Origin of the sequence: Pseudothauera lacus (assembly GCF_003034845.1) — a bacterium.
Classification (GTDB): domain Bacteria; phylum Pseudomonadota; class Gammaproteobacteria; order Burkholderiales; family Rhodocyclaceae; genus Pseudothauera; species Pseudothauera lacus.
Window position 1 is genome coordinate 229671 of record NZ_PZKC01000001.1, and the last position, 18774, is coordinate 248444.

20 protein-coding genes are annotated in these 18774 nt (G+C 67.2%); 8 read left to right on the top strand and 12 right to left on the bottom strand.

Annotation, left to right across the window (positions count from 1 at the left end; translation table 11 throughout):
* Positions 1–89 precede the first annotated feature (89 nt).
* Entirely contained in the window at positions 90–845 is a 756-nt protein-coding gene (gene cysE / locus C8261_RS01050; protein WP_107491796.1) for a serine O-acetyltransferase, read from the bottom strand.
* Positions 846–891: 46 nt separating this feature from the next.
* The gene (locus tag C8261_RS01055; protein ID WP_107491797.1) at positions 892–1620 is read right to left on the bottom strand and encodes an RNA methyltransferase; all 729 of its coding nucleotides are present in this window, start codon (positions 1618–1620) and stop codon (positions 892–894) included.
* A gap of 78 nt (positions 1621–1698) precedes the next feature.
* Between C8261_RS01055 and C8261_RS01060 the strand changes: the two genes are divergently transcribed.
* From C8261_RS01060 to C8261_RS01085, 6 genes are all read left to right on the top strand, one after another.
* Positions 1699–2505, top strand: coding sequence for an inositol monophosphatase family protein (locus C8261_RS01060; RefSeq protein WP_107491798.1), 807 nt, complete (start codon positions 1699–1701; stop codon positions 2503–2505).
* Between the two features lie 11 nt (positions 2506–2516).
* A complete protein-coding gene (mutS, locus tag C8261_RS01065) occupies positions 2517–5111 on the top strand; it encodes a DNA mismatch repair protein MutS (protein ID WP_235864790.1) in 2595 nt (864 codons plus the stop codon).
* On the top strand, positions 5108–5863 hold the full coding sequence (locus tag C8261_RS01070) for a fused MFS/spermidine synthase (RefSeq protein WP_107491799.1): 756 nt from the start codon (positions 5108–5110) through the stop codon (positions 5861–5863). Before mutS ends, C8261_RS01070 begins: the two co-directional genes overlap by 4 nt.
* Before the next feature lie 149 nt (positions 5864–6012).
* Positions 6013–6234: a (Na+)-NQR maturation NqrM gene (gene nqrM, locus C8261_RS01075; RefSeq protein ID WP_107491800.1), complete on the top strand. Its 222-nt coding sequence runs from the start codon at positions 6013–6015 to the stop codon at positions 6232–6234.
* Between the two features lie 27 nt (positions 6235–6261).
* Positions 6262–6648, top strand: coding sequence for a CBS domain-containing protein (locus tag C8261_RS01080; RefSeq protein WP_235864791.1), 387 nt, complete (start codon positions 6262–6264; stop codon positions 6646–6648).
* 36 nt (positions 6649–6684) lie between these two features.
* Positions 6685–7806 carry an NAD(P)/FAD-dependent oxidoreductase gene (locus tag C8261_RS01085; RefSeq protein WP_107491802.1) on the top strand — a complete coding sequence of 374 codons (1122 nt, stop codon included), beginning with the start codon at positions 6685–6687 and terminating at the stop codon, positions 7804–7806.
* 10 nt (positions 7807–7816) lie between these two features.
* Here the strand turns inward: C8261_RS01085 and dnaQ are convergent, their stop codons facing one another.
* From dnaQ to C8261_RS01100, 3 genes are all read right to left on the bottom strand, one after another.
* Positions 7817–8542 carry a DNA polymerase III subunit epsilon gene (gene dnaQ, locus C8261_RS01090; protein WP_107491803.1) on the bottom strand — a complete coding sequence of 242 codons (726 nt, stop codon included), beginning with the start codon at positions 8540–8542 and terminating at the stop codon, positions 7817–7819.
* Positions 8539–9015, bottom strand: a complete 477-nt coding sequence (gene rnhA / locus C8261_RS01095) for a ribonuclease HI (RefSeq protein ID WP_107491804.1) — start codon at positions 9013–9015, stop codon at positions 8539–8541. Before rnhA ends, dnaQ begins: the two co-directional genes overlap by 4 nt.
* A gap of 119 nt (positions 9016–9134) precedes the next feature.
* The gene (locus C8261_RS01100; RefSeq protein WP_107491805.1) at positions 9135–9869 is read right to left on the bottom strand and encodes a class I SAM-dependent methyltransferase; all 735 of its coding nucleotides are present in this window, start codon (positions 9867–9869) and stop codon (positions 9135–9137) included.
* A 27-nt stretch (positions 9870–9896) separates the two neighbouring features.
* On the opposite strand from C8261_RS01100, the gene gloB reads away from it, so the two are divergent.
* A complete protein-coding gene (gloB, locus tag C8261_RS01105) occupies positions 9897–10658 on the top strand; it encodes a hydroxyacylglutathione hydrolase (RefSeq protein WP_107491806.1) in 762 nt (253 codons plus the stop codon).
* Positions 10659–10814: 156 nt separating this feature from the next.
* On the opposite strand, the gene C8261_RS01110 is transcribed toward gloB, so the two are convergent.
* Positions 10815–11777, bottom strand: a complete 963-nt coding sequence (locus C8261_RS01110) for a diguanylate cyclase (protein ID WP_107491807.1) — start codon at positions 11775–11777, stop codon at positions 10815–10817.
* A 154-nt stretch (positions 11778–11931) separates the two neighbouring features.
* On the opposite strand from C8261_RS01110, the gene C8261_RS01115 reads away from it, so the two are divergent.
* A complete protein-coding gene (locus tag C8261_RS01115; RefSeq protein ID WP_181358790.1) occupies positions 11932–13182 on the top strand; it encodes a transglycosylase SLT domain-containing protein in 1251 nt (416 codons plus the stop codon).
* An 18-nt stretch (positions 13183–13200) separates the two neighbouring features.
* On the opposite strand, the gene C8261_RS01120 is transcribed toward C8261_RS01115, so the two are convergent.
* The 6 genes from C8261_RS01120 to C8261_RS01145 form a co-directional block, all read right to left on the bottom strand.
* A complete protein-coding gene (locus C8261_RS01120; RefSeq protein ID WP_181358791.1) occupies positions 13201–13938 on the bottom strand; it encodes an SH3 domain-containing protein in 738 nt (245 codons plus the stop codon).
* Between the two features lie 140 nt (positions 13939–14078).
* Positions 14079–14849: a response regulator transcription factor gene (locus C8261_RS01125; RefSeq protein WP_107491809.1), complete on the bottom strand. Its 771-nt coding sequence runs from the start codon at positions 14847–14849 to the stop codon at positions 14079–14081.
* A gap of 59 nt (positions 14850–14908) precedes the next feature.
* Entirely contained in the window at positions 14909–15343 is a 435-nt protein-coding gene (locus tag C8261_RS01130) for a bacteriohemerythrin (protein ID WP_181358792.1), read from the bottom strand.
* 422 nt (positions 15344–15765) lie between these two features.
* Positions 15766–17823 (bottom strand): dipeptide ABC transporter ATP-binding protein, encoded by a 2058-nt coding sequence (locus C8261_RS01135; RefSeq protein ID WP_268987163.1) that lies wholly within the window; start codon positions 17821–17823, stop codon positions 15766–15768.
* Positions 17807–18292 carry an FKBP-type peptidyl-prolyl cis-trans isomerase gene (locus C8261_RS01140; RefSeq protein ID WP_107491811.1) on the bottom strand — a complete coding sequence of 162 codons (486 nt, stop codon included), beginning with the start codon at positions 18290–18292 and terminating at the stop codon, positions 17807–17809. The genes C8261_RS01135 and C8261_RS01140 overlap by 17 nt, the downstream gene beginning before the upstream one ends.
* On the bottom strand, positions 18259–18765 hold the full coding sequence (locus C8261_RS01145) for a peroxiredoxin (RefSeq protein ID WP_107491812.1): 507 nt from the start codon (positions 18763–18765) through the stop codon (positions 18259–18261). The genes C8261_RS01140 and C8261_RS01145 overlap by 34 nt, the downstream gene beginning before the upstream one ends.
* Between the last annotated feature and the right edge of the window lie 9 nt (positions 18766–18774).

Genomic DNA, 18774 nt, shown 5'->3' on the forward strand with positions numbered 1-18774 from the left:
GGGGGTGGCCGCCGGGCAATACCCGAACGTTTCGCTCAACTATATCTTTCCCGACAAAAACGGTCAACTAATAAGCGCGATGCACGGGCTCAATCGACCATGCGCGACAGCTTGCCCGGATCGAACTCATCGGCCGGCTTCATCTCACCGTCGAGTTTCAGGCCGGCAGCCTCCAGGCGCTCGACCAGCGCATGCAGGCGGCGGTCGGTGTCGACAGCGTGATCGAGCAGACCATGCAGGGCCTTCGATACCGGATCATCCATGTCGCGCGTCACCCCGTAGGCGGAGAAGCCCATCTGCTCGGCCTTCTGCTCACGCGCGCTGTCACGCTCGGAATCGATGATGCGTGCCGGGTTGCCGACCGCCGTGGCGCCCGCCGGCACCGGCTTGACGACCACCGCATTGGAACCGATCTTGGCTCCCTCGCCGACCGTGAAGCCGCCCAGCACCTTGGCGCCCGCCCCCACCACCACGCCGCGCTCCAGCGTCGGGTGGCGTTTGGTGCCGCGGTACAGCGAGGTGCCACCAAGGGTGACGGCCTGGTAGATGGTGCAGTCGTCGCCGATCACCGCCGTCTCGCCGATCACCACGCCCATGCCGTGATCGATGAACACCCGCCGTCCGATCACGGCGCCGGGATGGATCTCGATGCCGGTAAGGAAACGGCCGATGTGGCTGACGAAGCGCCCCACCCAGAACAGCCGTCGATTCCACGCCGCATGGGCGATGCGGTGAAAAATCAGCGCATGCACGCCGGGGTAGCAGGTCAGCACTTCCCATGTCGAACGCGCGGCCGGATCGCGCTCGCGAACACTGGCCAGGTCTTCACGCAGATGCTTGAACATGGGTACTGCTCTCCAGAAACGGACTGCCGGTCTATTTCCGACTATTTTAATCGACTTTGCGCTCGACGCTAGTGAGCAAACCGCGCAGGATGCTCACTTCCTCGCGCTCCAGGCGCGCCCGCCCGAACAGGCGGCGCAGGCGCGGCAGCAGGCGCTTGGGATTGGCCGGATCGTGAAAGCCGCTCTGCGTGCTGACCCGTTCCAGATGCGCGAAGAAGCCTTCGACCTCGTCGTGAGTGGCCGGCGCGGGCAGCGGATCGGCCGGTGGTTGCGGTGCCAGCGCCGCCATGCGCAGTTCGTAGCACAGCAGTTGCACCGCGGCACCGAGGTTCAGCGAGGAGTACTCGGGGTTAGCTGGAATGCTTACCGGCATCCCGCACAAGGCCACTTCCTCGTTGGTGAGGCCGCTGGTCTCGTTGCCGAACACCAGCGCCACCTCGCCCGCTGCGCAGTGACGCAGCAACTCGGTGGCGGCCTCACGGGCATGCATGCGCGGCAAGGACAGCTCGCGGCGGCGTGCGGTGAGCGCAGCAGCCAGGACGGTGCCGGCCAGCGCATCTTCCAGGCGCGGCACCACCTGCGCGGCGTCGAGGATGTCGATGGCGCCGGAGGCCCGCGCCCACGCCTCGCGGCTGGGATGCTCCTGCGGCGCCACCAGCCAGAGCTTGCTCAGGCCCATGGTCTTCATCGCCCGCGCCGCGGCGCCGATGTTGCCCGGGTGCGAAGTGCGGGAAAGTACGATGCGGATACGGTCAAGCGCTGCGGCGCCGTTCATATTAAAATTCAACGTTTTTAGTTTTCATTCCAGCGGAAGCCGTCGCCAGCGACCGCTTCCCTCAAGAGACCGACGCGCATGCACCCCACCCTGAACATCGCCGTGAAGGCCGCCCGCCGGGCCGCCAGCATCATCAACCGCGCATCCGTGGATGTCGATCTGCTGAAGGTTCACGCCAAGTCGCCCAACGACTTCGTCACCGAAATCGACCGTGCCGCGGAAGCCGCCATCATCGAGGTGCTGCGCGAGGCCTACCCGGAGCACGGCATTCTAGCAGAGGAGTCCGGCGAGTCCGGCGACACCGCCAACTGCGAATACCAGTGGATCATCGACCCCCTCGACGGCACCACCAACTTCATCCACGGTTTCCCGCAGTACGCCGTCTCCATTGCCCTGGCGAAGAACGGCGTGCTCGAACAGGCGGTGGTCTACGACCCCACCCGCAACGAGCTGTTCACCGCCTCCAAGGGGCGTGGCGCCTTCCTCAACGACCGCCGCATCCGCGTCTCCAAGCGCATCCGTCTCAACGAATCGCTGATCGGCACCGGCTTCCCCTTCCGTCAGTTCGACCACGTCGACGCCTATCTGGCGATGTTCAGGGAGCTCACCCAGAAGACCGCCGGCATCCGTCGTCCCGGCTCCGCCGCCCTCGACCTCGCCTGGCTGGCCTGCGGGCGCATCGACGGCTTCTGGGAAATGGGCCTGTCGCCGTGGGACATGGCTGCCGGCGTGCTGCTGATCCAGGAAGCTGGCGGGCTGGTCTCCGACCTCGCCGGCGAGAGTGACTACATGACCACCGGCAACGTCGTCGCCGGCACCCCGAAGATCTTCACCCAACTGCTGCCCATCATCCAGGCCTGGCGGCCGGCCACGCTGCAGGCCTGAGCTGGCGAAGGATGAACGCACCCTTCCCGGCGAACATGGACGAGGCCCAATTCCAGCAGCACACCCCCATGATGCAGCAGTACCTGCGCCTCAAGGCGCAGCACCCGGACACGCTGCTGTTCTACCGCATGGGTGACTTCTACGAGCTGTTCTTCGAAGATGCCGAGAAGGCCGCGCGCCTGCTCGACATCACGCTGACCACGCGCGGGCAGTCGGCCGGCACGCCGATCAAGATGGCCGGGGTGCCCTTCCATGCCGTCGAGCAGTACCTGGCGCGCCTGGTGAAGCTGGGCGAATCGGTGGTGATTGCCGAGCAGGTGGGCGAACCGGGTGCGACCAAGGGGCCGATGGAGCGTGCGGTGAGCCGCATCGTCACCCCCGGCACGCTCACCGACGCGGCGCTGCTGGACGACCGCAGCGATTCGCTGCTGATGGCGGTGAATCTGCACCGCGGCACCCTGGGCCTGGCCTGGCTGAACCTGGCCAACGGCGACCTGCGCATCATGCAGTGCCCCAGCGAAGCGCTGCAGACCCAGTTCGAGCGCCTGCGCCCGGCCGAGGTGCTGGCGCCCGATGGCCTTGCCCTGCCCTTGCTGCAGCAGCTCGCCCCGGTGCTGCGCAAGCTGGCGGACTGGCAGTTCGACGGCGAAACCGGCGAACGCCTGCTGACTGGCCATTTCGGCACCCGCGACCTGGTCGGATTCGGCGTCGAGGAGATGCCGGTGGCGCTGGGCGCGGCCGCGGCACTGTTCGACTACGCCAAGGCCACCCAGCGCCAGAGCCTGGAGCACGTCACCGGCCTGCGCGTGGAGCGCGAAACCGAGTACCTGCGCCTGGACGCGGCCACCCGGCGCAATCTGGAGATCACCGAGACGCTGCGCGGCGAACCCGCCCCCACCCTGCTCTCGCTGCTCGACCACTGCGCCACCAGCATGGGCTCGCGCTGGCTGCGCCACGCCCTGCACCACCCGCTGCGCGACCGCTTCGAGGCGGCCCGCCGCCACGGCGCCATCGCCGAACTGCTCGGTGAAGGCGACGGCCGCGTGCTCGGCAGCCTGCGCAGCGCGCTGCGCGGCATTGCCGACGTAGACCGCATCACTGCCCGCGTGGCGCTGCGTTCGGCCCGCCCGCGCGATCTCGCCGCGCTGCGCGACAGCCTCGCCCGCCTGCCGGAACTGCACGGCGCGCTCGGTACGCCGGCCGATGAACTGCTCGGCACGCTGCGTGCACAGCTCGACATCCCGGTCGACCTCCTCGATCTGCTGATCCGCGCGGTGGCGCCCGAGCCGGCTGCGGCCTTGCGCGACGGCGGCGTAATCGCCCCCGGCTTCGACGCCGAACTCGACGAGCTGCGCGGCATCCAGACCAATTGCGGCGAGTTCCTGATGGCGCTGGAAGCGCGCGAGCGCGAGCGCAGCGGCATCGCCAACCTGAAGGTCGAGTTCAACAAGGTGCATGGCTTCTACATCGAAGTGAGCCGTGCCAACGCCGAAAAGGTGCCGGACGACTACCGCCGCCGCCAGACGCTGAAGAACGCCGAGCGCTACATCACGCCCGAGCTGAAGGCCTTCGAGGACAAGGCGCTGTCCGCGCAGGAGCGCGCGCTGGCGCGCGAGAAGCTGCTCTACGACGAGCTGCTGGAGACGCTCGCCGCGCAGATCCCGGCGCTGCAGCGCATCGCCCGCGCGCTGGCGCTGCTCGACGGCCTGGGCGCGCTGGGCGAAGCGGCGCTGCGCTACGGCTACGTGCAGCCTGTGTTCTCCGACCACCCCGGGCTGGAAATCGCCGGCGGACGCCATCCGGTGGTCGAGCGCCAAGTGGAGAACTTCATCGCCAACGACTGCGTGCTGGCCCCCACCCGCCGCATGCTGATGATCACCGGCCCCAACATGGGTGGTAAATCCACCTTCATGCGCCAGGTGGCGCTGATCTGCCTGCTCGCCCACGTGGGCAGCTTCGTGCCGGCTGCTGCGGCGCGCATCGGCCCGCTGGACGGCATCTTCACCCGCATCGGCGCCTCCGACGACCTCGCCTCCGGGCGCTCCACCTTCATGGTGGAGATGACCGAAGCCTCGGCCATCCTGCATGGCGCCACCGAACACAGTCTGGTGCTGATGGACGAAATCGGCCGCGGCACCTCGACCTTCGACGGTCTCGCGCTGGCCTTCGCCATTGCCCGCCAGTTGCTGGAAAAGAACCGCTGCCTGACGCTGTTTTCCACCCACTACTTCGAACTCACGCGGCTCAACACTGACTACCCGGAGTGCGCCAACGTGCACCTGGACGCGGTCGAGCACGCCCACCGCATCGTCTTCCTGCACGCGCTGGAAGAAGGCCCGGCGAGTCAGAGCTACGGCATCGAGGTGGCCGCGCTGGCCGGCATTCCCGCGGCGGTGATCCGCGATGCCAAGCGCCGCCTGCGCGCGCTGGAGAACCGCGAGATCACCGCCGGGCCGCAGGCCGACCTGTTCGCCAGCCTGCCGGACACCGACCCGGAACCGCCTTCCCACCCGGTGCTCACCGAACTGGCGGACATCGACCCCGATGCCCTCAGCCCGCGCGAGGCGCTGGAACGCCTGTACCAGCTGAAGAGGCTGGCCTCGTGAGCACGCCCATCGACATCAGCGAAGAGGCCGGCGTGCGCTACCTGCACTTCGGCTCCGAGTGGATCCAGGGCGCGATGCGCATCCGCAAGCCCAATGCGCTGGAGCTGGCCTACACCCGCGAGATGATGGCCGGCCTGCTGCTGCGCGATGCCGACATCTGGCCGAAGACCGCATTGGTGATCGGCCTGGGTGCCGCCTCGGTGACCAAGTTCCTCTACCACCACTGCCCGCAGCTGCGCATCCAGGTGGTGGAGATCGAGCCGCGCGTGGTCGCCGCCGCGCACCAGTTCTTCCGCCTGCCGGACGAAGACGCGCGGCTCGCCATCCACATCGGCTGTGGCGCGGATTACGTGCTGAACACGCAACGCCGCTTCGACTACATCCTCGTCGATGGCTATGACCGCAACGCCCGCGCCGGTGTGCTCGACACCCTGCCCTTCTACCAGGCGGTGCGCAGCCGCCTGTCCGACACGGGGCTGATGGCGGTCAACCTGTTCGGCCGCTCGCGCGGCTTTCGCGCCAGCCTGGAGCGCATCATCACGGCTTTCGAGGACCGCGCGCTGGCTTTTCCGTCCTGCGACAGTGGCAACGTCGTGGCCTTCGGCGCGGGCGGCGATGCGCTCAGCCTCAGCCTCGCGGAGATGCGGGAACGCGCGCACGCCTTGAAGGATCGAACCGGCATCGACCTGCTGCCCACGGTCAGCCGCCTCGAAGAGGCCGGCAGCCTGCCCGGCGGCAAACTGCTGCTGTAAAGCGTCGCCCGCGCCTTTCCCGCCCCGCCACCCGCAGCACGGATGGGGCGGGAAAAGCGGGCCAGGACTGGGCCAGCGGCCAACAGACTTGTATCATTCCCCCCGTTGCAGCCACGCACTGCCCGCGCGTGGCCCAGAGGAGCACGAACATGACCATCTACCTGCTGACTTTCATCATCGTTGCCCTGCTCATCGTCGCCATGGCGGTGGGCGTCATGGTCGGGCGCAAACCCATTGCCGGCAGCTGTGGCGGCCTGGGCAAGCTGGGCCTGGAATGCGAGATGGGCTGTGAGAATCCGTGCGAGAAGCGTCTGGCACGCCAGAAGGCGGCCGAAGAGGCCCGCCTCGCAGCGGAAGCCACCAAACAATAAGAGGGAGGAACACGCATGCTGCAGTCGATGCAAGTCAAGGATTACATGATCGGCGATCATCTCGCCTTCCGGCCCGACACCAACGTGCTCGACGCCATTCATCAGCTGCTGCAGCACCACCTCAGCGGTGCCCCGGTCACCGACGAGAGCGGCCGCCTGGTCGGCTTCCTGTCCGAAAAGGACTGTCTGAAGATCGCCGTCAATGCTTCCTACTTCGACGGCCGTGGCGGCATGGTGCAGGACTTCATGGCCCGCGAGGTGGTTTCCCTGAGCGCCGAGGCGAATCTCGTCGACGCCATCGAGATCTTCATCTCCAAGCCCTACCGCTGTCTGCCGGTGGTCGACGACGAGCGCGTCGTCGGCCAGATCGCCCGCCGCGACGTCCTGCGGGCGATGGAAAAGCTGCGCCGCTGAAGCCCTGCGGGCCCGCGCAGGGCTTCAGCTCCCGACATGGATGAAGTCGACTGCGTCGTCATCGGCGCCGGTGTCGTCGGTCTCGCCTGCGCGCGGGCGCTCGCCCTCGATGGCCGCGAGGTACTGCTCATCGAGGCGGCAAACCGCTTCGGCAGCGTCACCTCGAGCCGCAACAGCGAAGTCATCCACGCCGGCCTGTACTACCCTCACGGTTCGCTGAAGGCGGCATTGTGCGTGCGCGGCCGTCATCTGCTCTACGACTACTGCGCAAGCCGCGGCATTCCCCACCGGCGCTGCGGCAAATTGCTGGTAGCCACCTCGGCCGCCCAGGAAGACGATCTGGCCGCGCTCGCCCGCCATGCCGCCGGCAACGGCGTCGATGACCTGCAGTGGCTGGACGGTGGCCAGGCGCGCGCGCTGGAGCCGGCCCTGCAGTGCACGGCCGCCTTGCTGTCGCCATCGACCGGCATCGTCGACGCCCACACCCTGATGCTCAACCTCCTCGGCGATGCCGAAGCCCACGGCGCGGTGCTGGCGCTCAACAGCCCGGTGACGGGTGGCCGCGCGCTTGCCGACGGCGTGGTCATCGCCACCGGCGGCGCCGAACCGCTGCAGCTGCGCGCACGCACGGTGATCAATGCCGCCGGCCTTGGCGCCCCCGCACTGGCCGCCCGCATCGCCGGCCTCGACCCCAAGCAGCTGCCCATCGGCCGCTTCGCCAAGGGCAACTACTTCGCCCTCGACACGCGCGCGCCCTTCTCCCGGCTGATCTACCCGCTCCCCGAGGCTGCCGGCCTCGGCGTGCATCTCACCCTCGACCTGCAAGGGCGTGCACGCTTCGGCCCCGACGTCGAGTGGCTCGACCTGCCGGCGCACTGCAGCGACTTCGACTATCGCGTCGACCCAGGCCGTGCCGACGCCTTCGAAATCGCCATCCGCCGCTACTGGCCGGCCTTGCCCGCCGGCGCGCTGCACGCGGACTATGCCGGCATCCGCCCGAAGATCAACGCCCGCGACGAGGCTGCGGCAGATTTCCGCATCGACGGCGCGGCCGTCCATGGCGTGCCCGGACTGGTGAACCTGTTCGGTATCGAATCCCCCGGACTCACCGCCGCGCTGGCGATTGCCGAGCAGGTCGCCGCACTGGCACGAAACTGAACATCGTCGCTCAGGCGGCCGGCGCCTCATCCGCGGCCGCCGGCAGCCACAGACAGAGGCCCTTGTTGGCCTTCGCGATGCCCGCCAGCAGGTCGGCATGAGCGGCCTCCTCCGCGGCGCTGGCACGCAGCACACGCAGCTCCGGGCGCTCGACAGGAACCAGCTCACCGCCGTGATCGATCGCCGCCTCGACGTCGTCGAGGCCGATCATCAGGCTCTCCTGCCCGCGGGTCATCGCCAGATAGACCTCGGCGAGGATCTCGGCATCGAGCAGCGCACCGTGCAGGGTGCGGCGGCCGTTGTCGACCTGGTAGCGCTCGCACAGCGCATCCAGCGAGGCCTTCTTGCCGGGGTTCTGCTCCTTGGCCATCTTCAGGGTATCGACCACCCCGCTGCACAGCACGTCCAGCCGCGCGCGGCCGAGCAGTGACAGTTCGTGGTTGAGGAAGCCGACGTCAAAGGCGGCGTTGTGGATGACCAGTTCGGCGTCGCGCACGAAGTCCTCGAACTCCACCGCGACATCGCGGAAGCGCGGTTTGTCGGCGAGGAACTCGGCAGTGATGCCATGCACTGCCTCGGCCTCGGCGTCGATGCCACGCTCGGGGTTGAGGTAGACGTGGTAGTGGCGACCGGTGAGCGAGCGGTTGAGCAGTTCCACGCAGCCGATCTCGATCACACGATCGCCATTGCGCCAGTCCAGTCCGGTGGTTTCGGTATCGAGAACGATCTGTCTCATTGCCCTTCCTCAAAACAATCGACGGCACTGCGGGTCCTGCGCACGGCATCGACGCCGCGCCGCGCCAGTGCGTCGGCACGCTCGTTGTCCACGTGGCCGGCATGGCCGCGCACCCAGATCCAGTCCACGCTGTGCTGGCTGGCGGCCTTGTCGAGCGCCATCCACAGGTCGGCGTTCTTCACCGGCTCCTTGGCGGCCGTCTTCCAGCCGCGTGCCTTCCAGCCATGTATCCACTCCGAGATGCCCTTCTGCACGTACTGGCTGTCGGTGTGCACACGCGCATGCACGGGGCGCTTGAGCAGGCCCAGCGCACGGATCACCGCGAGCAGCTCCATGCGGTTGTTGGTGGTCTGCGGCTCACCGCCCCAGATCTCCTTCTCGTGGCTGCCCGCACGCAGGATCGCCCCCCAGCCGCCGGGGCCGGGATTGCCGCTGCAGGCACCGTCGGTAAAGATATCCACCACTTCGCTCATCGCTCGATCCTGTTCATCACTGCCGGGGGCTGAACCATACACCAAAGCCGCACCACCACAAGGCCTGGGGCCTGTTCTCATTCGCGCTGGCGGATCGTCATGGCGAATGAGAACAGGCCCTAAGCCTCGCCGCGGCCACTGCGCGAGGCCGGGCGCTGGGTGACCGGCGCCGCCCGCCGCGCAGACGCGCGCTGATCGCGCCAGTTGGGGGTGATCAGGCGCATCCCGTGGGTGCGCTTGACCCCGTGCATCAGGTAGGCCGCACCACACACCGGCCACCAGCGAGCGCCGACGGCTTCGATGCGCAGCCAGCGCTCCAGCCAGCGCTGGCTGCGCACGGCGGGAACGTAGCAACCGAACATGATGGCCTCGTTCTCCATCCCCAGCAGGGTCATCCAGTCACGCACGCGCAGCGGCGAAAGATACTGTCCGCGCCACGGAAAGGCACGCCCCTGGCGCGCCAGCAGGCGGCGCAGACCCCACAGGCTGTATGGATTGAACGAACTGACGATGACGCTGCCCTCGGGCACCAGCACGCGCTCGACCTCGCGCAGGACCTGGTGGGGGAAGGGCGAGAACTCCAGCACATGGGGCAGTACGACGAGGTCCAGGCTGGCACTGGCAAACGGCAGCGCCTCGGCACGGTTGATCACCCCAACCTCTCCCAGGCGCCCACTGCGCAGGCGGAAGGGCATGCGGTTGGCACGCAGCAGGTCGATCTCCGGGAGACCGATCTGGACGGCGTGATAGCCGAAGATGTCGCTCACCGCATGGTCGAAACTGGCCTGTTCCCAGGCCATCAGATGGCGGCCGAGAGGTGTTTGCAGCCAGTCGGAGAGACTGAGGATTGACATGGGCAGCGCACGCTTCAGAATCCGGGCATGGACATTATCGCCCTTCCCGCCCTGCGCGATAACTATATCTGGCTGCTGCGCGCCGGCACCCGTGCGGTGGTGGTGGATCCGGGAGAGGCCGCGGTGGTCGATGCCGCCCTTGCCGCCCACGGCCTGAGCCTGGCCGCCATCCTGGTCACCCACCACCACGCCGACCACACCGGCGGCATTGCCGCACTGCGCGATCGCCACGGCGCCGCGGTCTACGGCCCGGCGGGCGAGGCCATCGCCACCGTTGGCCACCCCCGGCACGAGGGCGACTGCGTACGCATCGACGGCTTTGCCGACGGTTTCACGGTGCTGGAGGTGCCGGGGCACACCAGCGGCCATATCGCCTGGCTGCACGGCAAGGCGCTGTTCTGCGGCGACACGCTGTTCTCGGCCGGCTGTGGACGCCTGCTCGGCGGCAGCGCCGCACAACTGCACGCCTCGCTGCGCCGTCTTGCCGATCTTCCGGACGATACCGCGATTTACTGCGCCCATGAGTACACGCTGGCCAACCTGGCCTTCGCGCGTGCGGTGGAAGCGCACAATCCGGCGCGTGACGCCCATGCCGCGCAGTGCGCGCAACGGCGTGCCCACGGCCTGCCCACCCTGCCCTCGCAGATCGCCGTGGAGAAACGCATCAACCCCTTCCTGCGCACCTCCGAGGCGGCCGTACGCGCAGCCGTGGCAGCCCACTGCGGACGCACACCGGCGGACGATGCGGAGTGTTTTGCCGAACTGCGACGCTGGAAGGACAGCTTCTGAAGATCCGCCCGCTCGGAATGTGTGAAGAAATCGTCGCCAGCGGGTCGATGGCAAGGCGTGCGGCGCACAACAGCCGAGGCATGTCAGATCGACAGGCGAAGGAGCGCGCACCGCACAACGCTGCCGGCGTCACGCGCAGCAGATTGATGGCACATTTCAGGTCGACGCTGCGGCGGCGGCAGCGACCTCGACGCGGTTGCGGCCATTCTTCTTGGCCTCGTAGAGCGCCGCATCGGCACTCTTGAGCAGGCGAACAAAGCCGTTGTCGTCGCCACGGGCGGGGTACTCACAGGCCAGGCCGAGGCTCAGCGTCACCACCCGCGACACCGCCGAGAAGCGGTGGGTGATGGCCAGCCCCTGGACGGCCTCGCGCAGCGCCTCGGCAACCGCCCGCGCACCAGTCTGGTCGGTATCGGGAAGGATGGCGGCGAACTCCTCGCCGCCATAGCGCGCCACCATGTCGGAAGGCCGATGCAGGGTTTCGGCCAGCGTGCGGGCGACGGCCTTCAGGCACTCGTCGCCGACCTGATGCCCGTAGTTGTCGTTGAAGGGCTTGAAGAAATCCACGTCCATCAGCAACAAGGTCAGCGGCCGGCCGTCGCGCGCGCAGCGCCGCCATTCCTTCAGCAGGGTCTCGTCGAAGCGGCGGCGGTTGGCGATGCCGGTGAGGCCATCGGCCGAGGACAGGCGGGTGAGCTCGCGATTGGCCTCATCGAGCTTGCGGGTCAGCACCAGCAGCGAGTAGCGCATCTGCGCGATACGCTGCATGGCGCGTACCTTGGCCTTCAGCACCACCTCGGAGACCGGTTTGATGAGGTAATCGTCACCGCCGACCTCGATGCCGCGCTGCAGGTCTTCATCACTGGTGCGCGCGGTGAGGAAGAGGATGGGGGTCCACTCGCCGTCGCGTTCGAGCTGGCGCAGGCGCTGGGCGACCTCGAAGCCATCCAGTCCGGGCATGATGATGTCGAGCAGGACGAGATCCGGACGCTCGCGCTTGAAAGCCTCGATGCCGGACTCACCATCGCGCGCATGCACCGCCTCCAACCCCATCTTGCCAAGCTGGTGGCAGACCAGGGTCGCACTGGTGAGCGTATCCTCGATGACCAGAGCCTTCATGAACAGGCACTTTCCGCAGTCGTGCTAAGGGCGTAATCGTAGCAGGTGAACCCCGCATCGTTGTTAGTTTCAGGGCCTCTCGCACGCATAATTTGACCTATATCCACGACACTCGTTAGACTGCCGTCCTGTTTTGGCCAAAAGCATCTCATCCATGGCGCCAACCGTCGTCCGCATCGCCCTTGCCCTCAGCCTCGTGCAGGCCGGAACGGGTTTCGCCGGCGACACGCCCGCTGCCCCCACCCAGCTTGCCATGCTGGGCCATGGCCTGAACGCCCAAATCCCTGCACAGCCTGGCTCCGCAGCAGCCGTCGACCTGGTCACGCCCCTGCCGCGCGTGCTGACGCTTGACCTCACCCGCGACGCCAACGACATCTGGGACCGCATCCGCCGCGGCTTCGCCATGGCCGACCTCGACAGCGAGCGAGTGGCCCATTACGAGCAGTTCTACCTCGAACGTCCGCGCTTCCTGCAACAGGTATTCACCCGCGGCGGACGCTACCTCTACCACATCATCAACGAGCTCGAACAGCGCGGCCTGCCGGCCGAACTAGCGCTGCTGCCGATGGTGGAGAGCAACTACAACCCGCTCGCCTACTCCCGCGCCCATGCTTCGGGCCTCTGGCAGTTCATTCCGTCCACCGGCCGTCACTACAGCCTGACCCAGGACAAATGGGTGGACGAACGCCGCGACATCGTCGCCTCCACCGATGCCGCGCTCAGCTATCTGCAGCACATCTACGAGATGCATGGCGACTGGCACCTCGCCCTGGCCTCCTACAACTGGGGAGAAGGTGCGGTCGGGCGCGCCCGGCAGCGCAACGAGAGCGCCGGTCTGCCGACCGAGTACCGCGACCTGCGCATGCCCAGCGAGACGGCCAACTACGTGCCCAAGCTGCAGGCGCTGAAGAACATCGTCCTCAACCCCGAGCGCTTCGGCTTCGAGCTGCCCTACGTGCCCAACCGCCCGCACTTCGTCACCGTGGAATCCCCGGTCGGCGTTGATCTGGCCACCGCTGCACATCTCGCGGAGATGTCCATCGAGGATTTTGTCGCCCTCAACCCGTCTTTCAACCGCCCCGTGATCACCCGCGCCGGCCATCAACTGGTGGTACCGGTCAGCGTCTCCGAACGTTTCGTCGAGCGCCTGCAGACCCTTGCCGAATCCGCCCCGGGATGGACGACCTACCGCCTCAAGCGTGGTGAAAGCCTGGAAAGCGTTGCCCGCCGCCACCGCCTTACGCTCACCCAGCTACGGGAGCTCAACGGCCTTGGCAGTCGTGTGCGTGTCACCACCGGCCACGCCCTGCTCGTCCCCGACGGCGCCGATCCGCGCGGCGCCCTCGCCGCAGCCAGCACCATTCCCCTGCAGGTACGCGCTGCAGCAACGCAAAGAAGGCGCTGACTCGCTCAGAAGCCGCACTCAATCATCAAGTGGCACGGCGACCAGGGCACTCACCCATACGGGTCGATCACTGTCGGGGTAAATGACGCGGAACCAGTCGTCGCGGCGTTCCAGCACTTCCAGGGTCTCGCCTGCCCGCGCCTGCGCGGCAATGCCGGCAGCGGTATCGGGCTCGCTGCGCAGATTGGCGGTTGCGGCGCGGATGCGTACATTGGGCAGCAGACGGCGGGCGCTCTGCGCGCTGTCCTTCAGCACCGCCAGACCCCCATCGTCGATCGCACGCAGCAACCAGTCTAGCGCCCGCCGGGCATCCCGCCGCACACCGAGGCCGTCGGCATGCAGTGCGGCCATGCGTAGCTGGCTGGCGACATGCCCGGCCTCCGCAGCCTTGCCGTACCACACCGCTGCCGCACCCATGTCAGCCAGACTGACCACACCAAACTCATACAGTGCGCCGAGCGCCGCCATCGCCTCGACATCGCCGCCACGCGCAGCGCTTATCACCTCGCGGGCGCTGTCGAGCAGCCCGAACGCTGCTTCGGCATCGACCGCATGCAGCGCCATCAGCGCCGCCGAGCGCAGCTCGCGGCGTCCCGGCAGCGCTTCAGGCTCTTCCACCGGCGCGAGCTGATGAGGCGCCAGCATCGCCACCTGCATCCCCACCCGCTCGCCGGCCCCCGTTGCCGGCAGGCAGGCGAGCGCCAGCGCACCGCTGAGCAGCGCGGCAAGTGGCAAGGGACGAAGGCGGGCTCTCATGTCAGGCATCCTGATCCTGTCGTTTTCCCCGGGGAGTTTCTGGGATGAAACCCCCCAAGGCATTTTGCTGTTTTTGTCATTTTAGTCAGCATTTTCACAAATTAACAGGATGCCGAGTTTTTCTACATTCTGATCAGTATCTATTTCAGATTTGCCGCATCCGCCACAGCCCATAAATCCCCAGCACTACAGCACTGCAGGCGGTAGCCGACGCCGGAAAGGGTGACGATGGGGTCGGGTTGACCGTGCTGCGCAAGCTTCCTGCGCAACCGATAAACCAGTGCGGTGACCGTCTCCGGATTGCTCACCCGGGCGACCTCAGCAAGACGGTCGAGGAGGCGGTCACGGCTCACCACGCCCGCGCGCGCGCTGGCCAGCATATGGAGGAGTTCGTACTCGGCGCGGGTCAGCTGGATTCTGTGTCCATCGGCATGCACGACGGCACGCAACGCTTCGTCGATACGCCAGCCGCAGAACGCCGGCAGCGCGCCCGCGCCAAGATATTCCACCTGCGGCCGGCGGCGGCGCAGCGCGTTGCGGATGCGCAATTCCAGTTCCCTGGCGCTGAAGGGCTTGGCGATGTAGTCGTCGGCGCCGATCTCCAGCGAACGCTCGCGGCTGAAGCCGTCCTCGCGCCCGGAAACAACGAAGAGCAAGGTGTCCGCACGCTGTCGCAGGGCGGCGAGCAGATCGAGTCCGTCACAGTCGGGCAGATTGAGGTCGAGGAGGATGAGGTCGAAGGAGGACTCTGCGATGGCGGCGCGAAACTCGCCGCCGTTGACGGCTCCCCTGACGCGGTATCCGGCCAGTGCCAGATACTCACGCATCACCTCATACAGTGCCGTGTCGTCCTCGACGATGAGGATGCACGCTTGCGGTACTGCCTGGGGTACCCGCTCTTCGCCCTTCATCTGTCCAGTTCCCTGTCCCACCGCAACCTGGCGGGGAGATCTGCCTCAAGACGCCTGTTTCAGAATACCTTGCTCTTGATAAACAGCTCGCGCATGCCCGTATCGACCTTGACGACGTGATCGAGCAGCCAGGAGCGCAGAAACTGGCTGACGTGCTCGCTGTGCTGGCGCACCGCAGCCTGTGGATCGTCGCTGTCGACGATGGCCTGCTCGACGGTCTTGCGCAGCAGTTTCAGGCTGTCGAGCAGCTTGCGGTGCTCGCCCTTGTGCTCGTCGAGGTGGCGATAGCCCCAGGCGACCTGGATCTTCTCCTCGCGTTCGAAATGCTCGTGGGCGTAGCGTTCGAGTTCATCGAAGGCCATCGAAAGCTGTTCGATGTGTTCGGGATGGCGCAGGACCAGTTCTACGGTGTTGACGAGATAGATCAGCAACTGGTGATCGGCGTCGATCTCCGGATGGCCGATGGCCAGCTGCTTGCGCCAGAAGATTGCCAAGACGGACTCCTCAGCGGGAAATTGATGATCCTAGAAACCGCAGTTGGACGTGTTCGAGTGTGCGTCTGGCGAGCCGTCTGGCAAGGCGAGACGACTCGGCATGGTCTTCCACGGCCGGATTTGCACATCCGACCGGCTCCGGCGGCGCGGCGCATGCGCCGCGAAACCCCGCCTCCGCCCCTGCAAGGAGGAGCAACGCAGCCAGGCGGCTCGCCAGGCGTGCAATCGGACACGTAGCGGACTCACCCACCGGGTGAAAGTCGTCATCAGCACACATTCCAAGCCATGTATGGCATTCGAGGTCATTTGGAGCGATCAACTGCGGTTTCTAGGATGATTGCACGAGGATAGCGGCAGCAGGCGCGGACGTCATGAATGAAAGCTGAACGAGCGTGACGATTTGAACATCAGCGCGCACTTATTCACGCCCGCGGCGCCTCTGCGCCCAGCGGATGGTGGCAATGCAGCAGATGGCCGCCGGCCAGTGCGCGCGGAGGCGGATAGCTGCGGCGGCAGAGCTCGTCGGCATGAGGGCAGCGCGGATGGAAATGACAGCCGGACGGCGGCGCCAGCGCCGAGGGCAGTTCAGCGGCGGGCGCGGCCGTGGCTGGCGCCGGCGCGGCGGCGTCGATGCGCGGAATCGCCGCACGCAGCATGCGGGTGTAGGGATGGGCGGGCGCACCGAGCACCTGCGCGGCGCTACCGCTCTCGACGATGCGACCGAGGTACATCACCGCGACTTCGTCGGCGAGGTATTCGACCACGGCCAGGTTATGGGTGATGAACAGGTAGGCCAGCCCCATCTCGCGCTGCAGTTCGCGCATCAGGTTGAGCAGTTGCGCCTGCACCGAAACGTCCAGCGCGCTGGTCGGCTCGTCGCACACCAGCACCCGTGGCGATACCGCCAGGGCGCGGGCAATGGCGATGCGCTGGCGCTGGCCGCCGGAGAATTCGTGCGGATAGCGGTTGCGCATCGCGGCACTCAGGCCGATGCGTTCGAGCAGCGCATCGGCGCGGCGGCGGCGCTCGCCATCGTCGGCGCCGACTCCGAGCGCCTGCATGCCCTCTTCGATGATGGCGCCGATGCTCATGCGCGGGTTGAGCGAGGCAAAGGGATCCTGGAACACCATTTGCATCGCGCGGCGCATCGGCAGCAGTTGCGCCGCCGTGCGCCCGGCCAGTTCCTCGCCATCCAGGCGCACGCTGCCGGCGTTGGCGGCGATCAGTTGCAGCAGCGCCTTGCCGACGGTGGTCTTGCCACAGCCCGATTCGCCGACCAGGGCCAGGGTGCGCCCGCGGTGCAGATCCAGGCTGACCCCATCGACGGCGCGCACCTGGCCCACGGCACGGCGCAACAAACCCTTGCGCACGGGGAAATGGACCTGCAGGTCGCGCACGCTGAGGACGGCCTGCGGCGTACCCGGCGTAGCCGGCGGAAACGGCGCTGGCAATGCGCTCGCCAGCACCGCGGCGGAGGCATTGTCGGCATACAGATGGCAGCGCACCGCGCGCGTGCCACGCTGCTGCCACGCCGGCGCCTGAGTGCGGCAGAGGGCCATCACCTGCGGGCAGCGTCCGGCAAAGCGGCAACCGGCGAAAGCCTGGTCGAGCCCCGGGACGCTGCCGCCGAGGGCATCGAGCGGGCGCTCGCGCTGTGCGGCATCGGGCAAGGCGGCAAAGAGCTTGCGCGCATAGGGGTGCAGCGGCGCGGCGAAGAAGTCCGCGCGCGGCGCGCTCTCCACCAGTTCGCCGGCATACATCACGCCGACGCGGTGGGCCATGCGCGCGACCACGCCCAGATCGTGGGTGATCAGCAGCATGCCCATGCCGCGTTCGGCCTGCAGCCTGGCAAGCAGGTCGAGCACCTGGACCTGGATGGTGACATCGAGCGCGGTGGTGGGCTCGTCGGCAATGAGCAGTTCGGGGTCGCCGGCCAGCGCCATGGCAATCATCACGCGCTGCTTCATGCCGCCGGAGAACTGGAAGGGGTAATCGTCGAGGCGCCGCCCGGCATCGGCGATACCCACCGCCTCAAGCAGGCGGCGCGCTTCGGCGCGTGCTGCGGCACCACGCAGGGCGCGGTGACGGGCGAGCACCTCGGCGATCTGGGCATGTACCGTCATCACCGGGTTGAGGCTGGTGCCCGGCTCCTGGAAGACCATGCCGATGCGCCCGCCGCGCACCGCACGCATGGCGGCCTCGCTGCATGCGAGCAGATCCTCGCCACCAAGCTGCAAGGCCTGCGCCTCCAGGCCTGCGCTGTCGGGCAGCAGGCGGGCGATGGCCAGCGCGGTCATCGACTTGCCACAGCCCGATTCGCCGAGCAGGGCCAGGGTCTCGCCGCCATGAAGGGTGAAATCGACCCCTGCCACCGGTGTCAGCAGGGCGTCGCGGGTGCGGATGCGCACCCGCAACCCGCTCACCGCCAGCAAGGGGGGAGCGGGCTCGTGCTGCGGGCGTGGCTCAGTGGTGATGGCCACCCTCGCCATGGACGTGGCCGTGGGCGATTTCCTCGGCACTGGCCGGGCGCACTTCAGCGACGGTAATGTCGAACACCAGCGCCATCCCGGCCAGCGGGTGATTGCCGTCGACCACTACCTTGCCGTCGGCGATGTCGGTAATGCGGTAGAGCATCTCTTCCTCGCCGTCATCGGTGACGCGCTCGAAGGACATGCCGATCTCGATGTTGTCGGGGAACAGCGCAGCGTCCTCGATCAGCACCAGTTCTTCCTCGTAGGGCCCGAAGGCGTCCTCGGGCTGCAGCTTGACCTGGAACTGCTCGCCCACCGGCTTGCCCTGCAGCACCTCTTCGAGCACCGGGAAGATGCCGTCGTAGCCGCCGTGCAGGTAGACCAGGGGGTGGGCGCCGTCGTCGATCATGTTGCCGTCCGGGTCACGCACGGTGTAGTTGAGGGTTACGACGGTGTTCTTGGCGATTTGCGCTTGCATGATTGGGTTTCCAGTTCCTTGACCAGTTCAAAGACCGCGGCGGCATGGCCGCGGGGCGTGACATCGTGGAGCGCGTGGCGGATCACGCCCTGTTTGTCGATGACGAAGGTCGTCCGCCGCACGCCCATCTTCTTCACACCGTCGACCTCCTTCTGCTGCCAGACGTCGTACAGCCTGCACACCTCGGTATCGGGATCCGACAGCAGGCGCACCGACAGTCCGTGCTGATCGCGGAACTCGGCGTGGGTGAGACAGTCGTCGGGGCTGACGCCCACCACGATGCAGTCATGACGGGCAAAATCGCCTTCATGGTCGCCGAAATCGGCGGCCTGCAGCGTGCAGCCCGGCGTGTTGTCGCGTGGATAGAAATAAAGCACCACATGATGCCGGCCGCGCTCGGCGGCCAGTTCGAACATTTCCATGTCCGCATCCGGCAGTGCGAATGGTGGTGCGATGTCTCCGCTCTGCAGCATGGGCTCCTC